Raw genomic sequence first — 20,407 nt, forward strand, 5'->3', positions numbered from 1 at the left:
CCGGCCGTCCCCGCCCCATCCGGGGGAGGTGTTTCCCGTGCTCCGTTTCGTCGTCCGACGGCTGCTCGTCGCCGTCCTGACCCTGGTCGTCATCAGCCTGGTCACCTTCGGTCTCTTCTTCGCGGTGCCGAGCAGCCCGGCGAAGGTGATGTGCGGCAAGAACTGCACGGCCGCGGACATCGCCCAGGTCGAGCAGCGGCTCGGCATCGACCGTCCGCTGCCCCGGCAGTACACGGACTTCGTCCGGGGCGTGTTCGTCGGTCGCACCTACGGCGAGGGCGACTTCCGCCAGGACTGTCCGGCGCCCTGCCTCGGTTTCTCGTTCCGCAACAACCAACCGGTCACCGAGATCGTCGCCCAACGCGCCCCGGTGACGTTCAGCATCGTCCTCGGCGGCGCCGTGCTCTGGCTGGCCCTGGGCGTCTCCCTGGGCATGGTGTCGGCGCTGCGCCGGGGTACGGCGTTCGACCGCGCCGCGATCGGCGTCACGCTCGCCGGGGCGTCCATGCAGGTCTACTTCTTCGGGCTGATCCTGCTCTACCTGTTGGTCTACTCCACCGGGCTGTTGCCGTTCCCCAGCTACACGCCGCTGACCGAGAGCCCGCTGCGGTGGGCGGCCGGCCTGCTGCTGCCCTGGATGACGCTGGGCTTCCTCAACTCGGCGCTCTATGCCCGGCTGTCCCGGGCGCAGATGCTGGAGACGCTGTCCGAGGACTTCGTGCGGACCGCCCGGGCCAAGGGGCTCTCCGCGCGGCAGGTGCACACCCGGCACGCGTTGCGCGCGGCGATCACCCCGATCGTCACCATCGCCGGGCTGGACATCGGCACCAGTCTGGGTGGCACGTTCATCACCGAGACCATCTTCGGCCTCCAGGGTCTCGGTAAGGCCACCGTGGAGGCGGTGCAGTTCCTCAACCTGCCGGTGGTGATGGCGACCGTGCTGCTGGCGGCGGTGTTCATCGTGGTCGCCAACATCGTCGTCGACGTGCTGTACGCGGTCATCGACCCGCGCGTCCGGCTGAACTGACGGGAGGGTTCGACATGGTGGAGCTTCCGGCGCCGCGACGCGGCGAGGATCCCTACCTGCGGGTTCGGGATCTACGGGTGCGGTTCGACACCGAGGACGGTGTGGTCCGGGCTGTGGACGGGGTGTCGTTCGCCGTCGAGCGGGGTCGCACGCTCGGGATCGTGGGTGAGTCCGGCTCGGGGAAGAGCGTGACGTCGTTGGCGATTCTGGGTCTGCACAACTCCAGGCGGGCGTCCGTCACCGGGGAGATTTCGGTGGGTGGGCGTCAGTTGGTGGGTCTGCCGGAGGAGGAGGTGCGGCGGCTGCGGGGTCGGGACATGGCGATGATCTTCCAGGATCCGCTGTCGGCGTTGCATCCGTACTACACGGTCGGGAAGCAGATCGCTGAGGCGTACCGGGTGCACCACCCGAAGGCCGGTAGGCGGGAGGCGCGTAGCCGGGCGGTGGACATGTTGGGCCGGGTGGGGATTCCGCAGCCGGCGCGGCGGTTCGAGCAGTATCCGCACGAGTTCTCCGGTGGGATGCGGCAGCGGGCGATGATCGCGATGGCGTTGGTCAACGATCCGGATCTGGTGATCGCGGACGAGCCGACGACGGCGTTGGACGTGACGGTGCAGGCGCAGATCCTGGACCTGCTCAATGATCTTCAGGAGGAGTTCCGTTCGGCGATCATCCTGATCACCCACGACCTGGGTGTGGTCGGTCAGGTGGCCGATGACGTCCTCGTCATGTACGGCGGTCGGGCGGTGGAGCACGGCAGTGTGGAGCAGGTGTTGCGGCGGCCGCAGCATCCGTACACGTGGGGGTTGTTGTCGAGCGTGCCGTCGTTGCACGGTGACGCGGACGCGGACCTGGTGCCGATTCCGGGCAACCCGCCGAGTCTGATCAACCTGCCGTCGGGCTGCGCGTTCCATCCCCGCTGCCGCTATGCCGACGTCAACGGCGACCGCTCCCGCACTGAGGTACCGGAGCTGGTTTCGGCGGGGGTGGCAGGGCATCTGGTGGCGTGTCATCTGCCGGTCGCCGCGCGGGAGCGGATCTACCGCGACGAGGTAGCCCAGGTGGGGGTGGCCCGATGAACGTTGTGCCGAACGGACACACGCCGGTGGCCGGCACGTCGGAGGCGGGCCGCGATCCGGGCGGCGCCGCCCGGATCGCGGCTGAGCCGCTGTTGTCGGTGCGGGGGTTGACCAAGCACTTCCCGGTGCGGCAGGGGCTGCGGGGCAGGGCCGCGGTGCGGGCGGTCGACGGGCTGGACTTCGACGTCCGCCCCGGCGAGACCCTCGGTCTGGTGGGCGAGTCGGGGTGTGGGAAGACCACGACCGGGCGGATGCTGGTGCGGCTGTTGGAACCCACCGCCGGCAGCATCACCTTCGCCGGGCGGGACATCACCCACGCCCGCCGGGGCGCGTTGGGGCCGCTGCGCCAGGACCTGCAGATCATCTTCCAGGACCCGTACGCGTCGTTGAACCCCCGCCACACCGTCGGGCGGATCGTGGCCATGCCGCTGCAGGTCAACAACATCACCCCACCCGGCGGCGTCAAGAAACGCGTGCAGGAACTGCTGGAACTGGTCGGCCTCAACCCCGAGCACTACAACCGCTACCCGCACGAGTTCTCCGGCGGGCAACGCCAACGCATCGGCATCGCCCGCGCCCTGGCCCTGCAACCCAAGCTCATCGTCGCCGACGAACCCGTGAGCGCCCTCGACGTGTCCATCCAGGCCCAGGTCATCAACCTCCTGCGCGACCTGCAACGCGACCTCGACCTGGCGTTCGTGTTCATCGCCCACGACCTCGCCGTGGTCCGCCACTTCTGCCACCGCGTCGCCGTCATGTACCTCGGCACCATCGTCGAGATCGGCGACCGCGACACCATCTACACCCGCCCCCAACACCCCTACACCCGCGCCCTGCTCTCGGCCATCCCCGACGTCACCACCCTCGGCCCCGCCGGCCGCATCCGCCTCACCGGCGACGTCCCCACCCCCCTGGACCCACCCAGCGGCTGCCGCTTCCGCACCCGCTGCTGGAAAGCCACCGACCGCTGCGCCACCGAAACACCCGCCCTGACCACCCGCGACGGCGGCACCCAACTCACCGCCTGCCACCACCCGGAGAGCGGACCACCGCTCGACGCGGTGGAGGCCGGACGCACCTGACCCGGGTCGGGAGGCGACCGCGGTCGGGCGAGGGCTCACGGCGGGGCGCGGACCGGCGGTCGGGTGGGCTCCCCGCCTTCCCCGTACGCTGGCGACCGTCACCGCAGTGAGCCGTCCCCGGTTGGACCCGGCCGTACTGAGAGGGAACCACAGCATGACGGCGGTACCAGGCCAGCGACCCGCTCCGGCGACTCGACCGAACGCGGGCCATGCCGCGCAGGACGATCTGCGGCAGCTGTTCGGGCAGTCCATCGCCGTCTTCGCCGCGCTCGCCGGACCCACGCACGTGGTGGAGGCAGCGAATCCGGCGTTCTTCGCCACCATCGGTGAGGAGCGGGCGCGCACCGGGGTGGCCATCGTCGAGTTGATGCCCGAGTTGGCGGAACAGGGCTTCCTCGCGCTGTTGGACGAGGTCTACCGCACGGGAGAGCCCTACACCGGTCGGGACGCCCGGGTCGTGCTCGGCGACGGCGCACAGGCGCGGGAGGCATTCTTCGACTTCACCTACGAGCCGCGTCACGACGCCGACGGCGCCGTGACCGGGATCCGGGTGATCGGCGTGGAGACCACCCAGGTCAAGCACGCCCAGCGGCTGATGGCCGAGCACCGTGCCCTGCTGGAGCAGATCGCCCGCCAGGCGCCCCTGCCCGAGGTGCTCGACGGCATGGCCCGCTGCATCGAGAACCTGGCGCCGCAGGAGGTGCTCGTCTCCGTTCTGCTCGCCGACCCCGACGGCCGGCACCTGCGCCACGGCGCCGCGCCGAGCCTGCCCGACTTCTACAACCAGGCCATCGACGGGATCGCCGCCGGCGAGGGCGTGGGCTCCTGTGGCACGGCCGCCCACCGGCGCGAACCGGTCATCGTCACCGACATCGCCGCCGATCCGTTCTGGGACGACTTCCGTGGGCTCGCCGAGCGGGCGGGGCTGGCCGCCTGCTGGTCGACACCGATCCTGGCGCGCGACGGCAGCCTGCTGGGCACCTTCGCCATCTACCACCGCACGCCGCGGATCCCGAAGGACACGGATCTCGCCCTGATCCAGGTCTTCACCGGCACCGCGGCCCTGGCCATCGAACGCCACCACATCGAACAGGCGAAGGTGGCCGCCGAGGCCCGCGCCAGAGCCGCCCACGACCAGCTGGCCGAGGCGGTGCGTGCGGAGCGGGAACTGCGCGGCGAGGCCGAGCGGCGCGCCGCCACTGCCGCGGAACTCGCGGCCCGAATGCGTGCCGCCGCCGCCGCGCAGGCCGCCCGGCCACGCCCCGAGCGTTGCCAGCTCGGCGGGGACCCGGGATGCACCGCCGCGGCCGAGATCAAGGTCGCCGATTCGTGGGGCGACTCGGCGTGGGGCTGCCCGATCCACGTCGAGGAGGCGATTCTCCACGTCCGGTCGGTGTTCATCGCCAGCGAGGAACTCGGCGGCCTCGCCGGCTACCTCAACCGCTGACGACCTCAGCTGCGGAGCACGTTGGCGTAGATGAGCCAGGCCAGCGCGGACTTGGCCGCCAGGCTGAGCACGATGTACGAGACCTCGCCGTAGCGGTAGTCCCGCCACCGGCCGCGCCGGGTGTACTGCAGCACCATGTTGACCGCGAAGCTCGCGAAGAGCAGGAACTGCACGATGATGATCGCCCACACGAAACCGGGAATCTCCGGCGGCTGGGCGACGTAGACGGCGATCGCGAGCCAGGGCGCCGCGCCGACCAGCGAACCGAACCAGAACGCGCTCCAGTCGGCACGGCCCGGTGTCTGCTGCCGCTCCATCAGGAGACCGAACAGGATCATCGCGGTGTTCGCGGCGAAGATCCCGATCACCGCCGCGAGATCACGGATCCCGACGAACAGACCGATCAGCACGATCATGATCGACGCGCTGACCGAGTACTCGATCCATCGCGCGTAGTTGGCCCGCCGATCCAGGTTGCGTTCGTACCAGCGGTGCACCCGTGGGGCGGCGGTCACGACGTGGTCGACCGCGGCGAGCAGCAGGAACACCGCCACCGCCGGTCCGACGGCGATCCGGAAGGCCACGTCCGGGACGGTGGCGTCCCGCAGGGTCACCGGGTCCGCCGTCAGGTACGACGCGGTCACCGGCAGGGACAGGTCGTTGCTGGCCGCCCACATCCAGACCGCTTCGGCGGCCAGCAGCGAACCGACGAGCACGTTGACGACACGCAACCGCCGGTAGCGGCTCCCGCTCGCCTCGGCGTGATGCCCCATGGGCGTCACCTTAGGCAGCCCGGGTGGCCACCCACCGGCATTCCGCTCGGGCCGGTCACGCGGAAGAGGTGACGCGAACCTGCGTGTAGCGGTCCGGGGGGCGGGTAGCCGGCCGACCATGGACCTGGTCGAGGAGTCGCCGTACCGGTTCCGGATCGACCGGCGCGAGGAGATGCGGGTACCGGGCGTGGTGTACGCCTCGCCCGCGCTGCTGCCCGACGCCGGGTCGGACCGGTCCCTGGAGCAGGTCGCGAACGTGGCCACGCTGCCCGGCATCGTCGGCGCCTCGTACGCCATGCCGGACGTGCACTGGGGCTACGGTTTCCCGATCGGCGGGGTGGCGGCCACCGACGTGGCGGCCGGTGGTGTGGTCTCGCCCGGCGGCGTCGGCTTCGACATCTCCTGCGGGGTGCGGCTGCTCACCGCGGACCTGGACCGGGCGGCCCTGCGCCCCCGGCTGGCCGCGCTCATGGACGGACTCGGGGAGTCCACCCCGCGCGGCATGGGCCGCGGCGCGGTGTGGCACCTGGGCGACCGGGCCGAGTTGGACGCGGTGCTGCGCGGCGGCTCCCGGTACGCGGTCGCGCGCGGCTTCGGCGTGCCCCGGGACCTGGACCGCTGCGAGGACCGGGGCGCGGTCGCCGACGCCGATCCCGCCCAGGTCAGCGCGCGGGCGGTCGAGCGCGGCGCCGGCCAGGTCGGCAGCCTCGGCTCGGGCAACCACTTCCTGGAGGTGCAGGCCGTCGAGGAGGTCTACGACGAGCCGGTCGCCGCCGCGTTCGGGCTACGCGCCGGGCAGGTGTGCGTGATGATCCACTGTGGTTCACGCGGACTGGGCCACCAGATCTGCACCGACCACGTGCGGGCCATGGAGGGCGTGATGCCCGGGTACGGCATCGACGTGCCGGACCGGCAGCTGGCCTGCGCGCCGGTCACCTCACCCGAGGGGCGGGCGTACCTGGGGGCGATGGCGGCGGCGGCCAACTACGCGCGGGCCAACCGGCAGCTGCTGGCCCACGCCGCGCGCCAGGTCTTCGCCCGGGTCGTCGGCTGCGACCTCGACCTGGTGTACGACGTCTCGCACAACCTCGCCAAGATCGAGGAGCACAAGGTGGACGGGACGTCGCGCCGGCTCTGCGTACACCGCAAGGGGGCCACCCGGGCCCTGCCGCCCGGCCATCCCGACCTGCCCGAGGATCTGCGTCCGGTGGGCCAGCCGGTGCTCATCCCGGGCTCGATGGGCACCGCCTCGTACGTCCTCACCGGCGTGCCGGACGCGCCGGCCTGGGCCTCGACCTGCCACGGCGCGGGTCGCGTCCGCAGCCGCACCCAGGCGAGTCGGGCGGTACGCGGGCACGACCCGCGGCGCGAGCTGGCGGCGCGGGACGTCGAGGTGCGTGGGGCGTCCCGGCGCGGCCTGGCCGAGGAGATGCCGGAGGCGTACAAGGACGTGGCCGCCGTGGTGGCCGTGGCCGAGGGAGCCGGCCTGTGCGCGAAGGTGGCCCGGCTGGTCCCGCTCGGCGTGGTCAAGGGCTGAGCGGGCTCACACGTCCAGCGTCACCGCGCACTCCCAGCCGCCCGGCGCCGGGCCGAACCGCAGCTCGTGCAGCGACACCGCCTTCGGCACGGCGCCGACCAGCTCGACCGCGTCCGTGCCGGTGGTGCGCCACCGCACCACGAGGCCGCCGTCGGCGGCCGGATGGACCTCCGTGCCGAGCGGCAGCTCGCCCTCGGTCTCCATCCGGAAGATCACCTCGTCGAGGACGCCGACCAGCAGGTCACCGTCGTGGGCCGGCGGCACCCGGAACTCCGAGGACCCGGTCGCCGTCGCCGAGGCGGTGTCCACGAACGTGTCGACGAGCGCCGCCACCGCCTCGGCCACGCAGCCCTCCCGATCCGGCGCCCACGCCTCGATCCGGACGTCGGCGGTGTGCGGCACGCAGCGATGTCCCCGGGCCGGTCGGTGCGCCATGTCCCGATCATCGCGCCGCCGGGCGGAGGCGGCCGGGGTTTCGTCGTACCGGGCGGTTAGGCTGCGCCCGTGATCGCCGACGACTCCGATGCCGTGACCGTGGTCTTCCTGCGCATGATGCGCGCCGAGCTGCGGGCCGAGCGGGTGGGGGAGGACTCCCTCGGTCGCACCGTCGAGCTGGCGCGACGGTGGTGGGGCACCGCCGACGCGCGACTGGCCGACGCGCTGCGCGAGCTGCACGCCGAGCCGGTCGACGACACCGACCCGCCCGCGTCGGCCGTCGCCGGCCCGCTCACCCCGCCCGATCCGCGCGGCGCCGCGCTGGCCCGCTTCGCCGCCAACGCCCGCCGGCTGCGCACCGGCGAGATCAGCCCGACCGAGTTCGACGAGATCATGGGCGCCGACGACCCGGACCGGCCTACGGCCTGACCCGCCGGCAGCGCACCCCCGCCACGCGCCGTCATTCCGCCTCGCCCGCGGGCGCCTACCGTGCGGTGAGGGCCAGGCCGAGACCCAGCGCGAGGAAGCTGCCCGCGAAGCCGTGTCGCAGCAGCGCGGTGAGCCGAGGTCGGGACAGCACACGCCGGCGCAGCGCGCCGGCCAGGAGCGCGTACCCGGCGAAGACCACCAGCGTGACCAGCATGAACACCAGGCCGCAGAGCAGCATGCGGGCGGGGGCGGCGGGGGCGTCCGGGGGCACGAACTGGGGCAGGAACGCCACGAAGAAGACCGTGACCTTCGGGTTCAGCAGGTTCAGCAGCACCCCGTCACGGAACACGGTCGCCGCCTTGCGGGGCGCCCGTTCACCGTCCACCACCAGCGGTCCGCGTTCGCGCAGCGCCGACCAGGCCATCCAGAGCAGGTATGCCACGCCCAGCCAGGTCACCACCCGGAACGCCGGGGTGCCGGCGCGCAGCAGGGCGGCCAGACCGGTCACCGCGGCGATCAGGTGCGGGACGAGGCTGAGCGTGCAGCCGGCGGCGGCGACGAGACCGGCCCGGCGTCCGGCGGCGACCGCGGAGGCGATCGTGTGCACCACCCCGGTTCCGGGGGTGATCACCACGACCAGCGTGGTCAGCAGAAAGGCGATACTCATGCCGTCCAGCCTGCGGCCATAATGGCCCCATGGGCAGGGCCAAAGACACCACGTCGGAGGGGTCCATAACGGCCGGTGCCGACTTCCTTCAGCTGGACATCGGCCAGGCGCCGCCGGGCGGCCGAGCGGACTGGCTGGCCGCCCGGCTGCGGGCCGCCATCGCCGACGGCCGGGTGCCGGTGGGCACACGGCTGCCGGCCACCCGGGTGCTCGCCGGTGAGCTGGGCGTCTCCCGGGGCGTGGTCACCGAGGCCTACCAGCGGTTGGGCGAGGACGGCCACGTGGCCGGCCGGGGCCGGGCCGGGACGGTCGTGGTGGCCACCCCGGCCGCCGTGGTGAGCCGGCCGCCCACGCCGCGCCGCCCGCCGCAGGTGTTCACCGGCCGGCCGGGCGTCGAAGTGTTCGACGCGCTGCGGGCGGCGCCGGCGGAGGTGGACCTGACGCCCGGCGTACCGGATCTGGCGGCCTTTCCCCGCGCGGCCTGGCTGCGCGCCGAGCGGACCGTGCTGGACCGGCTGACGCCCGCCGCCCTCGGCTACGGTGACCCGACCGGCACGCCGGCGCTGCGGCTCGCGGTCGCCAACTGGCTGGCCCGCAACCGGGGCATCCGGGTCGACCCGGCCGAGGTGGTGGTCGTCGCCGGGGTGTCGCAGGCGCTCGGGCTGCTCGCCCAGGTGCTGCACGCCCACGGCGTGCACACGGTCGCGGTGGAGGATCCCGGGTCGCTCGGCGTCCGGCAGCACCTGGCCAACTGGGGGCTGGCGATCCCCCCGGTGCCGGTGGACGACCAGGGCCTGCGGGTCGACCTGCTGGCGGCCACCGGGGCCCCGGCCGTGCTGCTGACCCCGGCGCACCAGTTCCCGACCGGGGTGGTGCTCGACGGCGAGCGGCGTCGCCGGCTGCTGGCCTGGGCCCGCGACGGCGGCCTGGTGGTGGAGGACGACTACGACGCCGAGCACCGCTACGACCGACCGCCGGTGCCGGCGTTGCGCGGCATGCTGCCGGACCGGGTCTGCTATACCGGCAGTGTCTCCAAGCTGCTGGCGCCGGCGCTGCGGATCGGTTGGATGCTGGTGCCGCCCCGGCTGCACGCCGACGTGGTGGCGGCCAAGCGGATGGCGGATCTCGGCAACGCCGCGCTGCCGCAGCTCGTGCTGGCCGAGCTGATGGAGTCGGGCGCGATGGAGCGGCACCTGCGGATGCTGCGGCACCGGCACGTACGCCGCCGCGACGCGATGATCCGGGCGGTCCGGGCCCACCTGCCCGGCGCGGTGGTGCACGGCGCCGCCGCCGGCCTGCATCTGCTGGTCACGCTGCCCGGCCCGGTGGACGACGTCGCGCTGGCGGCCAAGGCGTTGCGCCGGGGGGTCAAGGTGCAGCCGCTGTCCTGGCACGGCCAGCGTCCGCAGCCGCCCGGCCTGGTCCTCGGCTACGCCGCCACCGCCCCCTCGGAGATCGACCGCGCCGTGGCCACCCTGGCCCACTGCCTCCCCTGAGCACCCACCCCACCCACCCCCGTCCCTCGCCCGTCGATCAAGGAGTTTGCGTCGAGTTCCGGCGCCCGAGAGGACGCAAACTCCTTGATCAACGAGCTGGGGTGGGTCAGGGGGAGGGGTAGAGGGCGGTCAGGGCGGCTGCGGTTTCGGTCAGGCGGCGGCGCAGCGGCTCGGGGGAGAGGACCTCCACCTCGGCGCCGAGGCGGAGCAGGTCGCCGTGCGCGTGGGTCAGCGACTCGATGGGAATCACCGCCCGCACCCAGCCCGCCTCGTCGGGCGGGCCGGCGCTCGCCTCGGCGGCGGCGATCACCACGTCGCTGCCGACCTCACGCAGCCGCGCGAACCCGCGTGGCGAGAGCCGTACGGCGGCCTCGTCCCGGTGCAGGCCGGCCCGGAACGCGACCACGTGCGCCCGCCACCAGGCCGGCAGGTCGAACTCGGGCCGGTCGAACGGTTCGTCGAGCGGGGTGAGGTCGAGGATCTGGTTGACCCGGTAGGTGGCCGGCTCGGCACGGTCCGGCCGGGCGGCGACCACGTACCAGCGGCCGCCCTTGAGCACCAGGCCGTACGGTTCGAGCACCCGCGTCACCTCGCCCCGCCAGCCGCGGTAACGCACCCGGATCCGGTGCTCCCGCCACACCGCCTCGGCGGCCTCGGCCAGGTGCGGCGAGGGGTCGCCGTCGGAGTACCAGCCCGGCGTGTCCAGGTGGAACCGCTGCTCCAGCCGCGCGGCCCGGTCGGCCAGCGGGGTCGGGAGCGCGGCACGCACCTTGAGCTGCACGGCGGCCACAACCGACTGGTAGCCCAACTCGGCGGCCGGACCGGGGAGCCCGGCGAAGAGCAGCCGGTCGGCCTCCTCGGCGGTCAGGCCGGTCAGCCGGGTCCGCCAGCCCTCCACCAGCCGGTAACCGCCGTCGTGCCCCGCCTCGCCGTAGAGCGGGATGCCGGCGGCGTGCAGCGCCTCCACGTCCCGGTAGATCGTGCGGACCGACACCTCCAGACGGGCGGCCAGGTCGGCGGCGGTGAGTCGGCCGTGCGCCTGCAGGAGCAGCAGGATGGACAGGAGTCGACTGGCCCGCATCCGCTGACAGTAGCTGTCAGGGGAGTGGTCCTAGCGTGCGGCCATGGCTTTCCACGACAAGGAACTGACCGTGCCGGGAACCGTCGAGGTCGCCGGTCGGCACGTCAAGCGCTACCACATCGACCAGCCGGACCGTCGGCTCGAGGCGCGGGTGGTCGACGCCGCCCACGCGTACCTGCCGTCCCTGTTGCCCGCGCCGGACCCCACCACCCCGCCGGCGAGCTGGGTGGTGCTGCACCGGGGCGCGGACACCGGGGCGTACCTGCTGGCGTACAGCTGGTTCTTCGACAACGTCGTCCAGTGCCGCATCGCGATCGCCGGGCAGCCCGCGCTGGAGTGCCCGGACGACGACCCGGCGCACTTCGTCGACCTGGACCGGCCCGGCGTGGGCTGCGTCTGGGAGCTGGGCGTGCTGGAGCACGAGCGGACCGCCTGGATCCGGCACGTGCTCGCGCCGGACACACCCGATCTGGCCGGCTACCTGGCCGACGCCCGCGCCGAGGGGCCGGTGGGGTGCTGATGGGCGACTTCGACTTCTTCGTCGGCGCCTGGGACGTGACCAACCGGCGGTTGCGGGAGCGCCACGTCGGCGGCGACGACTGGGACGAGTTCCCCGGCACCAGCGAGGCGCGCTCGTTCTTCGACGGCGCCGGCAGCTTCGACGAGATCCGCTTCCCGACCCGGGGCTTCTCGGGCTCCACCGTGCGGCTGCTCGACCCGGCGACCGGGCTCTGGTCGATCTGGTGGATGAACAGCCGGCGCGGGGTGCTGGAGCAGCCGCCGGTGGTCGGCCGGTTCACCGACGGCGTCGGCACGTTCTACGCCGACGACAGCGACGAGGGGCGGCCGGTGCGCTGCCGGTTCCTCTGGTCGGCGATCACCCCGACCTCCTGCCGCTGGGAGCAGGCGTTCTCCACCGACGGCGAGCGCACCTGGGAGACCAACTGGATCATGGAGTTTCGGCGGGCGGCCTGACCGGTGGCGTGGTGGTCCGGTAGATCGCGGTCAGCCAGACGTCGAGCAGCACGTCGACCACGTCCCGCTCGGCCACGGCCGGGCCGTCGCCGGCGAAGGTCGCGTACCAGACCCGTTCGTTCATCGAGTTGAGCGCGATGGCGAGGTCCCGGGCGGGCAACCCGTCCGGGGCCGCGCCGCGCGCGCGTTCCACCTCGATCGCGGCCTGCACCGCGCGGACCCAGCGTTCCAGGACCTCGGCCCAGAGCCGCCGTACCTCCGCGTTGGTGCCGCGCACCTGGGCGCAGGCCAGCACCACGTCCCGGTGGCCGCCGAAGGTGGCGTGGAACCGGGCGATCAGCTCCCGCCAGCGGGCGCGCGGGTCGTCGGCGAGGCGGTCGAGCACGTCGCCGGCGGCGGCGTTCGCCTCCTCCGTCACCCGGTCGAGCAGGGTGAGCAGCACCGCGTCCTTGGACGGGAAGTAGAAGTAGAACGTCGGGCGGGAGATGCCGGCGCCCCGGGCCAGGTCGTCGATGGAGATGTCGCCGAACGGGCGCTCGCGCAGCAGCCGCTCGGCGGTGGCCAGGATCGCCGTCTCCCGGTCGTCACCGGTGGACCGGCCGGCCCGCCGCCCGCGCGGTACGGCCCCGGTCGGCGTGCGCGCACTGGTCATGTCGGCCGATGCTACACCCGCTCAACACCCTGTCGAATCGACTCGACAGGGTGTTGACTGGCCTCGACGGCGGTGGATAGTGTCCGGTCCACCGCCGGGAGAACCGCGGGGAGAACGGGAGAAGCCATGGCCTCCGACCACGTCGACGTCCTCATCGTCGGTGCCGGCCTGTCCGGCATCGGGGCCGCCGTCCACCTGGGACGCGAGTGTCCCGGCAAGACCTACGCGGTGCTGGAGGCCCGGGACGCCATCGGCGGCACGTGGGACCTGTTCCGCTACCCGGGCATCCGCTCCGACTCCGACATGTACACCCTCGGCTACTCGTTCAAGCCGTGGACCGACCCGAAGGCCATCGCCGACGGCGACTCGATCCGGGCGTACGTCCGGCAGACCGCCCGCGAGTACGACGTGGAGCGGCACATCCGCTTCCGGCACCGGGTGGTACGCGCCGAGTGGGACAGCGCCACCGCCCGCTGGACCGTGCACGCGCACCGCGACGACACCGGCGAGGATGTGACGCTCACCTGCGGGTTCCTGTTCACCAACTCCGGCTACTACCGCTACGACGAGGGCTACACGCCCCGGTTCCCCGGCGTCGAGCGCTACGCCGGCACACTCGTGCACCCGCAGCACTGGCCCGACGACCTGGACTACGCCGGCAGGCGGGTGGTCGTGATCGGCAGCGGCGCCACCGCGGTCACCCTGGTACCGGCGATGGCCGAGCGGGCCGCGCACGTCACCATGCTCCAGCGCTCACCCACGTACGTCATCGCGCTGCCCTCGCGCGACCCGTTCGCCGACGCCGCCCGGCGCTGGCTGCCCCCGAAGGCCGCGTACGCGGTGGCGCGCTGGAAGAACGTCACGCTCGGGGTGGCCAACTTCCAGCTCAGCCGCCGCGCCCCCACCGTGGTGAAGCGGTTCCTGCGGCGGGCCGCCAAGGGTCGCCTCCCGGTCGGCTACGACGTCGACCGGCACTTCTCACCCCGCTACGACCCCTGGGACCAGCGGCTCTGCGTGGTGCCCGACGGGGACCTGTTCGCCGCGCTGAGCGCCGGCCGCGCGTCCGTGGTGACCGACACCATCGACACGTTCACCGAACACGGCATCCGGCTCGCCTCCGGCACGGAGCTGCCGGCCGACGTCGTGGTCACCGCCACCGGCCTCAACCTGCTCGCGCTCGGCGGCATGACGCTGGTGGTCGACGGCGCCGAGGTCGACCTGGCCCGGACGATCGCCTACAAGGGCATGATGCTCTCCGGGGTGCCCAACTTCGCCATGACGATCGGCTACACCAACGCCTCCTGGACGTTGAAGGCCGACCTGGTCGCCACCTACGTCTGCCGGCTGCTGCGGCACCTCGACGACACCGGCCAGCAGATCGTCACCCCGCTCGCCCCGGACACCGACGACCTGGAGCCGATCATCGACCTGAAGTCCGGGTACGTGCTGCGCGCCGTCGACCAGCTGCCCAAGCAGGGCCCGCAGGCGCCGTGGCGGCTGCACCAGAACTACCCCCGGGACGTACGGCTGATGCGGCACGGTCCGCTGACCGACGGCGTACGGTTCGCCCGGGCCGGCACGCCGGCCGCCGCGGCGGTGGCGACCTCGGGAGGAACCGATGCGTGACCTGGAGTTCGCCGGCGGCACGGCGGTGCTCACCGGCGCCGCGAGCGGCATCGGCGCGGCGCTGGCCCACGGGCTGGCCCGGCGCGGCGCGGACCTGGTCCTGCTCGACCGGGACGCCGACGGCCTGGCGACGGTCGTCGCGGCGATCCGGGCCGCCCACCCCGACCGGCGGGTCCAGACCCACATGGTCGACCTCGCCGACGCCGACGCCACCGACCGGGTGGCCGCGGAGATCCACCGCGCGCATCCCCGGATCCGGCTGTTGGTCAACAACGCCGGCGTCGCGCTGGGCGGCCGGTTCGACCAGGTGACGCTGGAGGAGTTCCTCTGGGTCATCGAGATCAACTTTCGGGCGGTGGTGCGGTTGACCCACGCGCTGCTGCCCGCGCTCAAGGCCGAACCGGGTTCCCACCTGGTCAACGTCTCCAGCCTGTTCGGCCTCATCGCCCCGGCCGGACAGGCCGCGTACGCGGCGAGCAAGTTCGCCGTGCGCGGCTTCACCGAGGCGCTGCGGCACGAGCTGGTTGACGACGGCATCGGCGTCACCTCGGTGCACCCGGGCGGCATCCGGACCCGGATCGCCGCCAGCGCCCGGGTCGGCAGCGGCGTCTCCGTCGAGGAGTACGAGGTCGGCCGCCGGCAGTTCGAGAAGCTGCTCACCATCGACCCGGCGACCGCCGCCGAGGTGATCCTGCGCGGTGCGCGGCGGCGCCGCGGCCGGGTGCTGATCGGCTGGTCGGCGAAGCTGCCCGACCTGCTCGCCCGGATCGCGCCCGCCGGGTACGGCAGGGTGCTGGCCCTGGGCATGCGCCCGCGTCCGGCCCGCGTGCCGGCACCGCGCCCGCCCGCCAGCGACCCGACCCCGGCCGGGACGGCCGCCAGCGACCCGACCCCGGCCGGGACGGCCGCCACCGACCCGACCACGGCCGGGACGGCCGCTGCGGAGCCCGGACGGCCGGCGTGACCGTCGCGCTGCCGCCGGCCGACGAACGCGCCGTCGACGGGCGGCGGATGCGCTGCCGGATCACCGGCGACGGCCCGCCGGTGCTGCTGCTGCACGGCATCGGCCGCACGCTCGACGACTTCACCGCGCTGCACACGGCGCTGGCCCGGGACCACCGCGTGCTCGCCGTCGACCTGCCCGGGCACGGCGGCTCCGCCCCGCTGGACGGGACGCACACGCTGCCGGCGCTCGCGGCGGCGGTGGCCGGGTTCCTGGACGCGGCCGGCGTCACCGGCCCGGCCCATCTGGTCGGCAACTCCCTCGGCGGGGCGGTGGCCATGCGCCTGGCCGTCGACGCGCCGCACCGGGCGGCCAGCCTGGCGTTGCTCAACAGCGCCGGCTTCGGCCAAGAGGTGACCGTCGCGCTGCGACTGCTCGCGGTACCCCCGCTGGCCCGGCTGCTGCTGCGCCCGCACCCGGCGATCGCCCGCCGCACCGAGCGGGCCATCTTCGTCGACCCGGCGTACGTCACCGAGGAGCGGATCGCCGCCGCGCTCGCGGTGGCCCGGCAGCCGCACGCCGCCCGGGTGATGCGCGAGCTGGTGCGTGACCTGGGCACCTGGCGCGGGGTGCGCCCGCAGTGGCGCGCCGAACTGCTCGACGCGGTCGCCGCGCTGGACCTGCCCACCCTGCTCGTCTGGGGCGACCGTGACCTGATCCTGCCCGCCGCGCACCTCGGGTACGCGCGGAGCCGGCTGCCCCGGGCGCGCAGCCACCTGTTTCGCGACACCGGGCACATGCCGCAGATCGAGCGCACCGCCGAGGTGGAGAGCCTGCTGCGGGATCTCTGGACGGGCGACCCGGCCGGCTGACCCGTCGCGTGGCCCGCGCCACGCTCCCCGGTGCCGGCGGCACCCGCCGGCTCGCGGCGGCGCATCATAGATACATGACGCATCCCAGCCCGGTCGCCGGCGCGCGCCCCGCCGTCCCGTCCGCCGCCGAGCGGGCCTACCGGCACCTCAAGCAGGCGATCCTGGAACAGGTCTACCCGGGTGGCCAGCTGGTCAGCGAGGGCGAGATCGCCGAGGCCACCGGGGTCTCCCGCACCCCGGTGCGGGAGGCGCTGCTGCGGCTGGAGTCCGAGGGCCTGGTCCGGCTCTACCCGAAGCGGGGCGCGTTGATCCGACCGGTCTCCGCCCGGGAGATCGCCGACGTCGTCGAGGCCCGCCGCCTCGTCGAGCTGCACGCCGCCGAGCGGGTCTGGCCGCGTCGCGCCGCGCTCCGCGCCGACCTGGCCCGCCGGCTCGACGAGATGCGCCGGGCGCACGCCGCCGGCGACCTCACCGCGCTGATGGCCGCCGACCGGGCCTTCCACGCGGCCGTCGTGGAGGCGGCCGGCAACGAGATCCTGGCCGAGCTCTACCACCGGCTGCGCGACCGGCAGTTGCGGATGGGCGAGGCCAGCTTCCGGCTCTCGCCCGGCTGGGCCGAGGTCGCCCTGGCCGAGCACGCCGGCCAGCTCGCCGCGCTCGACGGCGACGACCCGCAGGCGTGGCGCGACGCCGTCGCCGGCCACATCGACACCGCCGCGACCATGCTCGGGGCGTTGCGGTGAGCGTCGCCCGCCGGCCGGCCGCCCTGATCTACGCGGTGGCCGTGACCGCGTACGTGGCCGCCGTGTTCCACCGCAGCTCGCTCGGCGTCACCGGGGTCGACGCGGCGGACCGTTTCCACATCAACGCCGCCGCGCTGGCCACCTTCTCCGTCGCCCAGCTCGCCGTCTACGCGGCCATGCAGGTCCCGGTCGGGGTGCTGCTGGACCGTTACGGCTCGCGCCGGCTGCTGCTGGCCGGCGCCGCGCTGATGGTGGCCGGGCAGCTCGTGTTTGCCGTCGCCACCGACGTGCGCCTCGCGGTCGCGGCCCGGGTGCTGGTCGGCCTCGGCGACGCGATGACGTTCATCAGCGTGCTGCGGATCGTGGCGTTCTGGTTCCCCGGCCGGCGCAACCCGCTGCTGGTGCAGCTCACCGGCACCATCGGCCAGCTCGGCGCGGTGCTCGGCGCCGTACCCCTGGTGGCGCTGCTGCACCACGCGGGCTGGACCCCGGCGTTCCTCACCGCGGCGGCGCTCGGCGCCACCGTGCTGCTGTTCGTCCTCGTCGCGGTCCGCGACACCCCGCACGCCGAGCACACCACCGCGCTCGCCCCCGACCTGGCCACCGTGCGCCGGCAGCTGGCCGACGCCTGGGCGCAGCCCGGCACCCGCCTGGGCCTGTGGACGCACTTCGTCACCCAGTTCTCCGGCGCGGTGTTCGCGCTGCTGTGGGGGTACCCGTTCCTCGTGCAGGCGCAGGGCTTCTCACCCACCGCGGCGGCCGGGCTGCTCACCCTGATGACGCTGGTGACCCTGGCGTGCGGCCCGGTGGTGGCGCACCTGTGCGCCCGGCACCCGTTCCACCGCTCGGTGGTGGTCTTCACCATCACCGCCGCCACCGCCGCCGTCTGGGCGGTGGTGCTGGCCTGGCCCGGCCGCGCGCCGCACGGGCTGCTGGTGGCGCTGGTGGTGGTCCTCGCGGTCAACGGCCCCGGCTCGGTGATCGGGTTCGACTACGCCCGGACGTTCAACCCGGTGCACCGCATCGGCAGCGCCACCGGGATCGTCAACGTCGGCGGGTTCGTCGCGTCGATCGTGCTGATCCTCGCCGTCGGCGTGGTGCTCGACCTGGCCACCCCGGCCGGCGCCGGCACCCCGCCGCTGTCCGCGTTCCGCTGGGCGTTCGCCGTGCAGTACCTGCTCTGGGCGCTCGGCGCGGTGCAGGTGCTGCGTTACCGCAACGCCGCCCGCCGCCGGCTGGTCGCCGAACGCGCCGCGGTGCCGGTGCCGGCCTGAGGGGTCAGCGTCGCCGGCGGGTGAGCGAGTCCAGCACCAGCGTCAGGCCCGCGCCGACCAGCCACACGTCCTTGGCCAGCCCGATGCCCGCCTGGCTGGGGCGCAGGCTGGTGCCCTCCCGCATGCCGGGCGTCTTGAGGTAGAGCTGCACCAGCCCGGCGCCGAACGCGGTCAGCCCGGCGCCGACCAGCAGCGACGGCACGAACGGCGCCAGCAAGGCCACGCCCAGCGCCGTCTCGGCGCGGGACAGCACCATGGCGAACCGGTCCGGCGGGATCTGGCGCAGCTGCGGCAGCGCGCCGACCGCCATTCCGTGCATCCCCGCCGCGGCCTCGCCCTCCAGGTTCCGCTTGGAGAGCCCGGAGTTCAGGATGTACGCGCCGATGGCGATGCGCAGCGGGGCGTGCGTCAACCTCATGATCACTCCTTGTCCGAGGTGCGGGCCCCGCGGGTACCCGGTGACGGGCGGGGCATTCCGCCGGTCGGCGCCGGGCCGCCGGCGATGATCGGCGGTAGGTTCGGCACAGGACCTGAACGAAGGAGACGACCGTGAGCCAGGAAGTCCGGGGAGTCGTGTCGCGGCGCAAGGGCGCGCCCGTGGAGGTCACCACGATCGTGGTGCCCGACCCGGGGCCGGGCGAGGCGGTGGTCCGCGTCCAGTCCTGCGGCGTGTGCCACACCGACCTGCACTACCGCGAGGGCGGCATCAACGACGACTACCCGTTCCTGCTCGGCCACGAGGCCGCCGGCATCGTCGAGCAGGTGGGCGACGGCGTCACCGACGTGGCCCCCGGCGACTTCGTGGTGCTCAACTGGCGGGCGGTCTGCGGGCAGTGCCGAGCCTGCCGGCGCGGCCGCCCCTGGTACTGCTTCGCCACCCACAACGCGGCGCAGAAGATGACCCTGACCGACGGCACCGAGCTGTCGCCCGCGCTCGGTATCGGCGCGTTCGCCGAGAAGACGCTCGTGCACGCCGGCCAGTGCACCAAGGTCGACCCGTCGGCCCGGCCCGCCGCCGTCGGCCTGCTCGGCTGCGGCGTGATGGCCGGCCTCGGCGCGGCCATGAACACCGGCGGGGTGACCCGGGGCGACTCCGTCGCGGTGATCGGCTGCGGCGGCGTCGGCGACGCCGCGGTGGCCGGCGCGGCCCTGGCCGGCGCGACCACGATCGTCGCGGTGGACACCGACTCCCGCAAGCTCGACTGGGCGCGCCGGTTCGGCGCCACCCACACCGTCAACGCCTCCGAGGACGACCCGGTCGAGGCGATCCGCGCCGCCACCGGCGGATTCGGCGCCGACGTGGTGATCGACGCGGTCGGCCGCCCGGAGACCTGGAAGCAGGCCTTCTACGCGCGCGACCTCGCCGGCACGGTCGTGCTGGTCGGTGTGCCCACCCCGGAGATGACCGTCGACCTGCCGCTGCTCGACGTGTTCGGGCGCGGCGGCGCGCTCAAGTCCAGCTGGTACGGCGACTGCCTGCCCAGCCGCGACTTCCCGATGCTCACCGAGCTGTACCGGCAGGGCCGGCTGGACCTGGACGCGTTCGTCACCGAGGAGATCGCGCTGGACCAGGTCGAGGAGGCGTTCACCCGGATGCACCACGGCGACGTGCTGCGCTCGGTGGTGGTCTTCCCGTGACCGCCCACGTCGACCACGCCGTCACGTCCGGCACGTTCTCCCTGGACGGGCAGACCTTCGACGTGGACAACAACGTCTGGGTGATCGGCGACGACACCGAGTGCGTCGTCGTCGACGCGCCGCACGACGTGGCCGCGATCCGCGCGCTGGTCGGCGACCGCCGCGTGCTGGCGATCCTGGCCACCCACGCCCACGACGACCACGTCCGGGTCGCTCCCGAGCTGGCCCGGGCCACCGGCGCGCCGGTCCTGCTGCACCCGGCCGACCGGGTGCTGTGGGACCAGGTACACCCGGACACGCCACCGGACGGCGACCTCACCGACGGGCAGACCGTCACCGTCGGCGGGGCCACGCTGCGGGTCCTGCACACGCCCGGCCACAGCCCGGGAGCGTGCAGCCTGTACGCCCCGGAGCTGGGCGCGGTCTTCACCGGCGACACCCTGTTCGCCGGCGGTCCCGGCGCCACCGGCCGTTCCTACAGCGATTTCGGCGCCATCGTCGAGTCCATCCGCACCCGGCTGCTCACCCTGCCGCCGGAGACGGTGGTGCACACCGGGCACGGCGACGACACCACCGTCGGCGCCGAGGCGCCGCACCTTCAGGAGTGGATCGCCCGGGGCCACTGAGCCGG

The 20,407-nt window shown here is 73.8% G+C and carries 22 protein-coding genes; 16 read left to right on the forward strand and 6 right to left on the reverse strand.

Annotated features, from left to right (window positions below):
- Positions 1 to 37 precede the first annotated feature (37 nt).
- The 4 genes from CO540_RS03555 to CO540_RS03570 all read left to right on the forward strand — a co-directional run bounded on the left by CO540_RS03555 (position 38) and on the right by CO540_RS03570 (position 4,635).
- Entirely contained in the window at positions 38 to 1,027 is a 990-nt protein-coding gene (locus tag CO540_RS03555) for an ABC transporter permease (protein WP_091574343.1), read from the forward strand.
- A gap of 14 nt (positions 1,028 to 1,041) precedes the next feature.
- Positions 1,042 to 2,106: an ABC transporter ATP-binding protein gene (locus CO540_RS03560; protein ID WP_099160888.1), complete on the forward strand. Its 1,065-nt coding sequence runs from the start codon at positions 1,042 to 1,044 to the stop codon at positions 2,104 to 2,106.
- 74 nt (positions 2,107 to 2,180) lie between these two features.
- The gene (locus tag CO540_RS03565) at positions 2,181 to 3,188 is read left to right on the forward strand and encodes an ABC transporter ATP-binding protein (RefSeq protein WP_099164572.1); all 1,008 of its coding nucleotides are present in this window, start codon (positions 2,181 to 2,183) and stop codon (positions 3,186 to 3,188) included.
- A gap of 154 nt (positions 3,189 to 3,342) precedes the next feature.
- Positions 3,343 to 4,635, forward strand: coding sequence for a GAF domain-containing protein (locus CO540_RS03570; RefSeq protein WP_099160889.1), 1,293 nt, complete (start codon positions 3,343 to 3,345; stop codon positions 4,633 to 4,635).
- 5 nt (positions 4,636 to 4,640) lie between these two features.
- Here CO540_RS03570 and heR read toward each other — a convergent pair whose 3' ends face one another.
- Complete coding sequence (gene heR / locus CO540_RS03575) at positions 4,641 to 5,408, reverse strand: heliorhodopsin HeR (RefSeq protein ID WP_099160890.1); 768 nt, start codon at positions 5,406 to 5,408, stop codon at positions 4,641 to 4,643.
- A 118-nt stretch (positions 5,409 to 5,526) separates the two neighbouring features.
- On the opposite strand from heR, the gene CO540_RS03580 reads away from it, so the two are divergent.
- Positions 5,527 to 6,945 carry an RtcB family protein gene (locus CO540_RS03580; RefSeq protein WP_099160891.1) on the forward strand — a complete coding sequence of 473 codons (1,419 nt, stop codon included), beginning with the start codon at positions 5,527 to 5,529 and terminating at the stop codon, positions 6,943 to 6,945.
- A gap of 6 nt (positions 6,946 to 6,951) precedes the next feature.
- Here the strand turns inward: CO540_RS03580 and CO540_RS03585 are convergent, their stop codons facing one another.
- Positions 6,952 to 7,380, reverse strand: a complete 429-nt coding sequence (locus tag CO540_RS03585) for an archease (protein ID WP_099160892.1) — start codon at positions 7,378 to 7,380, stop codon at positions 6,952 to 6,954.
- A 69-nt stretch (positions 7,381 to 7,449) separates the two neighbouring features.
- On the opposite strand from CO540_RS03585, the gene CO540_RS03590 reads away from it, so the two are divergent.
- Entirely contained in the window at positions 7,450 to 7,809 is a 360-nt protein-coding gene (locus tag CO540_RS03590) for a hypothetical protein (protein ID WP_099160893.1), read from the forward strand.
- Between the two features lie 55 nt (positions 7,810 to 7,864).
- Here CO540_RS03590 and CO540_RS03595 read toward each other — a convergent pair whose 3' ends face one another.
- Positions 7,865 to 8,476, reverse strand: a complete 612-nt coding sequence (locus tag CO540_RS03595; protein WP_099160894.1) for a LysE family translocator — start codon at positions 8,474 to 8,476, stop codon at positions 7,865 to 7,867.
- Positions 8,477 to 8,505: 29 nt separating this feature from the next.
- Between CO540_RS03595 and CO540_RS03600 the strand changes: the two genes are divergently transcribed.
- Complete coding sequence (locus tag CO540_RS03600) at positions 8,506 to 9,972, forward strand: PLP-dependent aminotransferase family protein (protein WP_099160895.1); 1,467 nt, start codon at positions 8,506 to 8,508, stop codon at positions 9,970 to 9,972.
- 106 nt (positions 9,973 to 10,078) lie between these two features.
- Here the strand turns inward: CO540_RS03600 and CO540_RS03605 are convergent, their stop codons facing one another.
- Positions 10,079 to 11,053 (reverse strand): YafY family protein, encoded by a 975-nt coding sequence (locus CO540_RS03605; protein WP_099160896.1) that lies wholly within the window; start codon positions 11,051 to 11,053, stop codon positions 10,079 to 10,081.
- A 43-nt stretch (positions 11,054 to 11,096) separates the two neighbouring features.
- On the opposite strand from CO540_RS03605, the gene CO540_RS03610 reads away from it, so the two are divergent.
- Positions 11,097 to 11,573 (forward strand): hypothetical protein, encoded by a 477-nt coding sequence (locus CO540_RS03610; RefSeq protein WP_099160897.1) that lies wholly within the window; start codon positions 11,097 to 11,099, stop codon positions 11,571 to 11,573.
- Positions 11,573 to 12,028, forward strand: coding sequence for a hypothetical protein (locus CO540_RS03615; RefSeq protein WP_099164573.1), 456 nt, complete (start codon positions 11,573 to 11,575; stop codon positions 12,026 to 12,028). The genes CO540_RS03610 and CO540_RS03615 overlap by 1 nt, the downstream gene beginning before the upstream one ends.
- Here CO540_RS03615 and CO540_RS03620 read toward each other — a convergent pair.
- Positions 12,003 to 12,680: a TetR/AcrR family transcriptional regulator gene (locus CO540_RS03620; protein WP_099160898.1), complete on the reverse strand. Its 678-nt coding sequence runs from the start codon at positions 12,678 to 12,680 to the stop codon at positions 12,003 to 12,005. The genes CO540_RS03615 and CO540_RS03620 overlap by 26 nt on opposite strands.
- A 126-nt stretch (positions 12,681 to 12,806) precedes the next feature.
- Here CO540_RS03620 and CO540_RS03625 point away from each other — a divergent pair, with 126 nt between their 5' ends.
- The 5 genes from CO540_RS03625 to CO540_RS03645 all read left to right on the forward strand — a co-directional run bounded on the left by CO540_RS03625 (position 12,807) and on the right by CO540_RS03645 (position 18,138).
- On the forward strand, positions 12,807 to 14,306 hold the full coding sequence (locus tag CO540_RS03625) for an NAD(P)/FAD-dependent oxidoreductase (protein WP_099160899.1): 1,500 nt from the start codon (positions 12,807 to 12,809) through the stop codon (positions 14,304 to 14,306).
- Positions 14,299 to 15,270, forward strand: a complete 972-nt coding sequence (locus tag CO540_RS03630) for an SDR family oxidoreductase (protein ID WP_253866422.1) — start codon at positions 14,299 to 14,301, stop codon at positions 15,268 to 15,270. The genes CO540_RS03625 and CO540_RS03630 overlap by 8 nt, the downstream gene beginning before the upstream one ends.
- On the forward strand, positions 15,267 to 16,121 hold the full coding sequence (locus tag CO540_RS03635) for an alpha/beta fold hydrolase (RefSeq protein WP_099160900.1): 855 nt from the start codon (positions 15,267 to 15,269) through the stop codon (positions 16,119 to 16,121). Before CO540_RS03630 ends, CO540_RS03635 begins: the two co-directional genes overlap by 4 nt.
- 74 nt (positions 16,122 to 16,195) lie before the next feature.
- Entirely contained in the window at positions 16,196 to 16,864 is a 669-nt protein-coding gene (locus tag CO540_RS03640) for a GntR family transcriptional regulator (protein ID WP_099160901.1), read from the forward strand.
- Positions 16,861 to 18,138, forward strand: a complete 1,278-nt coding sequence (locus CO540_RS03645) for a nitrate/nitrite transporter (RefSeq protein WP_099160902.1) — start codon at positions 16,861 to 16,863, stop codon at positions 18,136 to 18,138. Before CO540_RS03640 ends, CO540_RS03645 begins: the two co-directional genes overlap by 4 nt.
- Before the next feature lie 4 nt (positions 18,139 to 18,142).
- On the opposite strand, the gene CO540_RS03650 is transcribed toward CO540_RS03645, so the two are convergent.
- Positions 18,143 to 18,556, reverse strand: coding sequence for a hypothetical protein (locus CO540_RS03650; protein ID WP_099160903.1), 414 nt, complete (start codon positions 18,554 to 18,556; stop codon positions 18,143 to 18,145).
- Between the two features lie 131 nt (positions 18,557 to 18,687).
- On the opposite strand from CO540_RS03650, the gene CO540_RS03655 reads away from it, so the two are divergent.
- Positions 18,688 to 19,776 (forward strand): S-(hydroxymethyl)mycothiol dehydrogenase, encoded by a 1,089-nt coding sequence (locus CO540_RS03655; RefSeq protein ID WP_098744780.1) that lies wholly within the window; start codon positions 18,688 to 18,690, stop codon positions 19,774 to 19,776.
- Positions 19,773 to 20,402 carry an MBL fold metallo-hydrolase gene (locus CO540_RS03660; RefSeq protein WP_099160904.1) on the forward strand — a complete coding sequence of 210 codons (630 nt, stop codon included), beginning with the start codon at positions 19,773 to 19,775 and terminating at the stop codon, positions 20,400 to 20,402. Before CO540_RS03655 ends, CO540_RS03660 begins: the two co-directional genes overlap by 4 nt.
- Positions 20,403 to 20,407 lie beyond the last annotated feature (5 nt).

Origin of the sequence: Micromonospora sp. WMMA2032, assembly GCF_002688545.1 — a bacterium.
GTDB lineage: Bacteria > Actinomycetota > Actinomycetes > Mycobacteriales > Micromonosporaceae > Micromonospora > Micromonospora sediminicola.